This is a genomic window from Hydrogenovibrio sp., from assembly GCF_049975065.1.
GTDB lineage: Bacteria > Pseudomonadota > Gammaproteobacteria > Thiomicrospirales > Thiomicrospiraceae > Hydrogenovibrio.
Genome location: NZ_JBNGDN010000104.1, coordinates 1 through 6,662, shown reverse-complemented (window position 1 = coordinate 6,662; position 6,662 = coordinate 1). Strand labels below are relative to the sequence as shown.

The 6,662-nt window shown below is 52.2% G+C and carries 7 protein-coding genes; 5 read left to right on the top strand and 2 right to left on the bottom strand.

What is annotated here, in order from left to right; translation table 11 throughout:
- Window positions 1–214: 214 nt before the first annotated feature.
- The 5 genes from ACP5D0_RS09635 (at window position 215) to ACP5D0_RS09615 (ending at window position 4,002) form a co-directional block, all read left to right on the top strand.
- Window positions 215–721 (top strand): hypothetical protein, encoded by a 507-nt coding sequence (locus ACP5D0_RS09635; RefSeq protein ID WP_472365555.1) that lies wholly within the window; start codon window positions 215–217, stop codon window positions 719–721.
- Window positions 722–795: 74 nt separating this feature from the next.
- Complete coding sequence (rpiA, locus tag ACP5D0_RS09630) at window positions 796–1,461, top strand: ribose-5-phosphate isomerase RpiA (RefSeq protein ID WP_472365553.1); 666 nt, start codon at window positions 796–798, stop codon at window positions 1,459–1,461.
- Window positions 1,462–1,493: 32 nt separating this feature from the next.
- Complete coding sequence (locus ACP5D0_RS09625; RefSeq protein ID WP_472365552.1) at window positions 1,494–1,997, top strand: peroxiredoxin family protein; 504 nt, start codon at window positions 1,494–1,496, stop codon at window positions 1,995–1,997.
- Window positions 1,998–2,088: 91 nt separating this feature from the next.
- Window positions 2,089–3,369, top strand: coding sequence for a glutamate-1-semialdehyde 2,1-aminomutase (gene hemL, locus ACP5D0_RS09620; RefSeq protein WP_472365550.1), 1,281 nt, complete (start codon window positions 2,089–2,091; stop codon window positions 3,367–3,369).
- Between the two features lie 84 nt (window positions 3,370–3,453).
- Window positions 3,454–4,002 (top strand): elongation factor P hydroxylase, encoded by a 549-nt coding sequence (locus tag ACP5D0_RS09615; protein ID WP_472365549.1) that lies wholly within the window; start codon window positions 3,454–3,456, stop codon window positions 4,000–4,002.
- A 135-nt stretch (window positions 4,003–4,137) separates the two neighbouring features.
- Here the strand turns inward: ACP5D0_RS09615 and ACP5D0_RS09610 are convergent, their stop codons facing one another.
- Both ACP5D0_RS09610 and mpl read right to left on the bottom strand, forming a co-directional pair.
- On the bottom strand, window positions 4,138–5,157 hold the full coding sequence (locus ACP5D0_RS09610) for a diguanylate cyclase domain-containing protein (RefSeq protein ID WP_472365548.1): 1,020 nt from the start codon (window positions 5,155–5,157) through the stop codon (window positions 4,138–4,140).
- Between the two features lie 41 nt (window positions 5,158–5,198).
- Window positions 5,199–6,563, bottom strand: a complete 1,365-nt coding sequence (gene mpl / locus ACP5D0_RS09605) for a UDP-N-acetylmuramate:L-alanyl-gamma-D-glutamyl-meso-diaminopimelate ligase (RefSeq protein WP_472365547.1) — start codon at window positions 6,561–6,563, stop codon at window positions 5,199–5,201.
- Window positions 6,564–6,662 lie beyond the last annotated feature (99 nt).

The following is a 6,662-nucleotide window of genomic DNA, read 5'->3' as shown; positions in this document are numbered from 1 at the left end:
TGTGCAGGCTTGCCCTGCATAGCAAACGGGCATCGGCTGTCGAAGTGCCCAAACAGCATCCACACTCTTTCCACGCTTCAGACTTGAAAATCCCACACACATCTCTATAGTTTCTCTAACCCGAAAAATTTACAACACCACCGGTTTGTCGCAATTGCGGCCCCTTTGGCCTTCAGAGCACGCAAAACCACATAACACAGGTTGATATGACATTATGACAAGACACAATTTCCTTCTCTCAACACTCATGGCCACCACACTCAGCGCCCCCTTTTCCGTTCTCGCCGAGACCGACAATCCCCCGCTTGAAGAGCAGAAAACCCTCAAACTGTGCGTCGATTACCACGATCTCACGTCTGAAAAAGACAAGCAGGCTTACATCAAAGAACTGGATCGCCGCGGCCAACTGAGTGTCAAGGATCACGAGAATTTCGACGCGCAGAAAGTGGAAAACGGCTCCACCATGTGCGGCATGTATATGATGCTCGGCAAACCCTTGCAGGAAGAAGGCATGCAGATTCGTCCCATGGTTTACAAAGTGGTGCACGTCTACCCCAAACACTACTACGTTACCCAAGTCGGCATGGTCATGGAAAACTACGAACGCAAACCCGGCGAACTGCCACCGAAGCTGACGGCCCCCAAGCCGGATGTACAACCACCGCCAGTGATGTTTAACGCCCCCGGCGGCAATCCGCATCACGCCCCGCGCCCACAGTAAGGGCATCTATACATTTTGCCGCAAAGTGATTAGAATAACGGCCACATTATTAACCAAGATCGGGAAATCCCAGCATGACACAAGATGAACTGAAACAAGCGGTGGCCAAAGCCGCCATTGAATACGTTGAAGCCGATACCTTCATCGGTGTTGGCACCGGCTCCACCGCCAACTTTTTTATTGACGAACTGGCGAAAATCAAAGGCAAAATCAAAGGCGCTGTCGCCAGCTCCGAAGCCACTGCCGAGCGTCTAAAAAGCCACGGCATTCCGGTGCTGGAATTGAATTCGGTGGATGAATTATCCGTCTACATCGACGGTGCAGACGAGGCCGACCCCAAGCTCAATCTCATCAAAGGCGGCGGCGGAGCTTTGACGCGTGAAAAAATCGTTCTGGCGGTCGCCAAACAGTTCGTATGCATTGCCGATGACAGTAAAAAAGTCGATGTCCTGGGCAAATTTCCGCTGCCAATTGAAGTCATCCCCATGGCACGCAGCTATGTCGCCCGCGAAATCGTCAAACGCTTTGGCGGTGAACCGGTTTTGCGTGACGGATTTACCACCGATAACGGCAATGTCATTCTCGACATTCACGGTTTGGAAATTCTCAACCCAGTGGCCATGGAAACCGAACTGAACAGCATCGTCGGTGTGGTCACCAATGGGTTATTTGCCGCCCGCAATGCCGACATTTTCCTGTGCGGCACCGCCAATGGCGTGGAAACCATTAAACGTCCGTAACCTCACAACGCCCTAATCACGATGAGCGCACTATGAATAAAATTGCAAGCCAACTTTTCGGACTGTCGGTCGTCGTCTTAATCGGCGTTTTACTCTACCTGACAGTGTTTTCCGATGGTCTGGGGAAAGCGCCCGATATTACCGTCAAAACCGCCAGTGGTGACACCCTGCAACTGAACAAACCGCTCAAACCGGTGCTGGTCAGTTTCTGGGCGACCACCTGCCCCGGCTGCATTGCCGAAATGCCGCATTTTGCGGAAATGAAACAAACGTTCGGTGACAAATTTGAAGTCGTCGCCATCGCCATGTCTTATGACCCGGCGGAACAAGTCGCCAAATTCATTGAGAAAAACCCTTATCCTTTTTCCTTTGTACGCGACACAGACGGCCAGATGTCGCAAGCCTTCGGAGAAGTCTTGCTGACGCCAACCAACTTTTTGATTGCCCCCAACGGCAATATCGTCTACCAGAAAATCGGCGAAGTGGATTACGGACTGATCAAAGAACGGCTTCGTCAGATGACCCCCGACTTGTAAAGTCGCATAATCACCAGGCCTGGCAAAAAGCCGGGTTCACTCATTCGCAACACGAGAATCTTTACGGAAATTTTTACAGGAATCTTTACCTATGTCTCAATCACACCTGCTTTTTCAAGCGGCTCAACAACACATCCCCGGTGGAGTCAATTCCCCCGTCCGCGCCTTTAAAGGGGTCGGCGGCGAGCCGGTTTTTTTTGAAGCCGCTCAAGGCGCTTACCTAACCGATGTGGACGGCAAGCAATACATCGACTATGTCGGCTCTTGGGGGCCTGCGATTTTAGGCCATGCCCATCCAGACGTGATTCAGACAGTACAAAAACAGGCGGAAAAAGGCCTTTCTTTCGGTGCGCCCACGGCGCTGGAAACCACCATTGCCGACCTGGTCTGTGAACTGATTCCGTCCATCGACATGGTGCGCATGGTCAGCTCCGGCACCGAAGCCACCATGACGGCGATTCGCCTGGCGCGCGGTGTCACAGGACGCGACAAAATTGTCAAATTTGAAGGCGGCTACCACGGCCACTCCGATTCACTGCTGGTCAAAGCCGGTTCCGGCGCCTTGACACTGGGCGAACCTTCCTCACCGGGGGTGCCAAAATGTCTGGCGGAACAAACCCTCACTTTGACCCACAATGATTCGGATGAAGTGCGTCGTGTTTTCAGTGAAATCGGCGATCAAATTGCCTGCATTATCGTGGAACCCGTGGCTGGAAACATGAACTGCATCCCGCCGGAAGACGGCTTTCTGCAAACGTTGCGTGACGTTTGCGACGATTCCGGTGCGGTGTTGATATTTGACGAAGTGATGTGCGGTTTCCGAGTCGGCTTAACGGGTGCTCAAGGGCGTTACGGCGTGACACCTGACCTCACCACCTACGGCAAAGTCATCGGCGGCGGCATGCCGGTCGGCGCCTTTGGCGGCAAACGCGAGATTATGCAACACATCGCGCCCTTGGGACCCGTGTATCAGGCCGGCACTCTGTCCGGCAATCCGATTGCCATGTCCGCTGGCTTAAAAACCTTGCAACTGATCGCAGAAGACGGCTTTTTCGAAGCCTTGGAAGCCAAAACCCAGCAACTGGTGGACGGCCTGCAACAGGCGGCGGATGAGGCCGGCATTCCTTTCACCACCAATCAGGTCGGCGGCATGTTCGGTTTTTTCTTCAGTGACGAAAAAATCATTCGCCGTTATGCGCAAGTGGCTAAAGGCGACATGGCACGATTCAAACGTTTCTACCACGGCATGCTAAACGAAGGGGTCTATTTGGCACCGTCCGCGTTTGAAGCCGGATTCGTTTCCAGTGCGCACAGCGATGCCGACATTCAGGCCACCATTGACGCCGCGCGCAAGGTCATGGCGACGCTGTAACCGCACGCCTTGACCGCGCCAAAGTTGCTGAAACAAATGCCCAGGCCTGGGCATTTTACACCCGCAAACTGGGTTCGAAAATCTATGCCGCACCATTCGATTGACGACTTGATTCGACTGTTTGATAACCGCTTTCTGAACACCCACAATACCTGTCTGGTGTGTTGTGAAGAAGAGCCCATTTACCGCCCAGCCGATCACGCTTTTCCACACCATCGCATTATTTTCGCGCACGGTTTCTTTGCCTCCGCTTTGCATGAAATCGCGCACTGGTGCATTGCTGGAAAAGAACGTCGCTTACAGGAAGATTTTGGCTATTGGTACGAACCGGACGGACGCAGTGTGGAACGCCAAGCGGCGTTTGAAAAGGTGGAAATCAAGCCCCAGGCATTGGAATGGATTTTTTCGGTGTGCGCCGACTTTCCGTTTGTGTTCAGCGCCGATAATCTCAGCGGTGGCGTCGGTGTATCCGCGGCGTTTCAGGAAAATGTTCACCAACAGGTGCTGACGTACTTAGAAAAGGGGTTACCCAAAGACGCCCAGGCCTGGGCAAAAACCTTGCTGAACCAGTATCGCCCGCAAACGACCTTAGGCACCCTATCGCCGTGCGCGTTCGAGATGCGTCGCGATTAACCCGAAAATCGGGTTAAATGAGCGTGAACCCCTATTTTTTTCGCGGCGGTTTCAGCGCCCACACAATGACGCCTACCAGCACCAGCAACAGTCCAATTTCAAGCAGTGCCCACATAACGGTAATCGTGTCTCCGGTTAATCGCCGATTTTAACAATATTCCCTTCCAAGCCATCGGACAACTTCGCCAGGCCGCTTTCAATTTTATGATGAATGGTGTCAATATCATCGTAAACCGCCACCTTGACAATCACCGCCTGCAGCTCAATATTTTTGATTTCTTTCTTCTGATCTTTGACCACCAACTTTTTCTTAGTGACCACTTCGCGGATGGTTTCAATATACTCAGGCAATTGGTGCACCGGAAAGGAAGGCGATGGAAAGACCGCAAACTCATCTTCCTGCAACCGCATCATTGGCCAGTTTTCGTCGGTTTCAGACTGAATAATTTTCACCACCAGTCGGATAATGCTGTCGCCCAGTAGCCAAGAAAGCTCTTCGTTATAACTGTCCAGCTTTTTAATATCGAACACAATAAAATGGCGCTTGGTCACAATACCGGACATGGACTCTTTTAAGAACACGTCCAAGGTTTTTTGAAAATAGCTTTTATCCGGCAACCCCGTCAGGAAATCGCGGCTCATATTCTGTTCGACTTCAACCACTTCATTCTGAACGCTTTCAAGCTGTTTCACGTTTTTCTGCATCCAGAGGGTGGTTTCCACCGATCTCGACTCAACCGCTTGCAGTTCGCTCAAGGCTTCAGACAAAATAATGCCGATGGCTTCTCGTGTTTTGGCCACACTGAGGCTGTCGCGCATATCCCCTAAACTGCCTTGATGACCCCGCACATTTTCGACAAAGTCATGAATTTTGTTTCTCAGGTCATTGGCCTTGTCGATGATACTGGCGGTATGGCGATTCAGTCCCAAGCTTTCCCGATAATACTCCTTGAGAACATAGACTTCGTAAAGTTTTTCATAGGATGCCTGCGAAATCGGCTGCCCCGTGGATAAAAACGACTTCATTCTGGCAATTAACGCCTTGTTTTCGCCCGCGTAATACAAAAACCAAATACTGAACGTCATCGGCGTCGGCTCAATGTTCTGTTGCGCCATAAACTCAATCGCCTTGCGTGCCGCTATCTGATGATTCATTCCGTCATTATCCTTGATGCTATTGCGCTGGTTTACTCCGGCTAATCCGTCGTTGACAAAGCCGTCAACAACCGCTGGTGCAAACCACCGAAACTGCCATTACTCATAAACACCACCTGATCGCCCGGCTGCAGTGTTTGCCGCAAACAATCCAGCAGTGTTTCATAACTGTTTTCAACCAAAACCGGCTTTGAAAACGCCGAGGTTTCCAGTTGCCACGGCCAATCCGGATCAATAAACGCATAAACGGCATCGGCTTCATCAAAGGCATGCGGCAAACTGTGTCGGTGAAGCCCCATGCGCATGGTATTGGATCGCGGTTCAAACACCGCCACCAGCCGATTGAAGTTCGATTGTGCCTGCATTTTAGCACGCACCCCTTGCAGCGTTGTGGCGATGGCGGTGGGATGATGGGCAAAATCGTCGTAAACCGTCACCCCATTCACTTCACCCATCCGAGTCATGCGACGGCGAATGCCCTCAAAACGACTCAAGGCCGCCACACACTCCGCCACCGGCACACCGCAATGATGTGCGGCCGCCATGGCGCTGAGCGCATTGCGGACATTATGGTTTCCGGTCATGCCCCAGCGAACTTCACCAAACGACTGCCCCTGATACACCACCTCAAACACCCCTCCATCGTCTTGACGCAGGATGGACTGCCATTCCGAGTCATCCGATCCCTGGTAGGACACCTGTGTCCAGCAGCCTTTTGCCAGAACATCTTGCAAGGCCACGTCATCGTCGGGACAAATAATTAAACCGTTGCCGGGCACAGTGCGCACCAAATGATGAAACTGGGTCTGAATGGCCGCCAGACTGTCAAAAATGTCGGCGTGATCGAACTCCAGATTATTCAGCACGCAGGTGCGCGGGTGGTAATGCACAAACTTGGAGCGTTTATCAAAAAAAGCGGTGTCGTATTCATCCGCTTCCACCACAAAAAATGGGGATTGCCCCAATCGTGCCGAAACACCGAAATTCTCCGGCACGCCGCCAATCAGAAACCCGGGATTCAAGCCAGTGGCCTCCAGAATCCAAGCCACCATGGACGCCGTTGAGGTTTTGCCATGCGTGCCCGCCACGGCGACCACCCAGCGATCTTTAAGCACATTTTCGGCCAACCACTGCGGGCCGGACGTATAAAACTGCTGAGCGTTTAACGTCTGCTCCACCGCCGGATGCCCGCGACTGAGCGCATTACCGATGACCACCGCCTCAGGCGCATCGGCCAAAAAATCGTCTTCATAGCGACTGACCGCAATGCCAGCCTGCTGCAACTGCGTACTCATCGGCGGATAAACCGCCTGATCCGACCCCGACACCTCATGCCCCAAACTTTTGGCCAACTGGGCAATGCCGCCCATAAAGGTTCCGGCAAGGCCTAAAATATGCACCTTCAATCTCATTCCTTTTTATATGCTGTTGCGACAGGGCAAATGACAGCTTTTGCTTGCCCAAAAGCGTGGAACCTCTTAAACTGCCTTTATGACGCATTCATT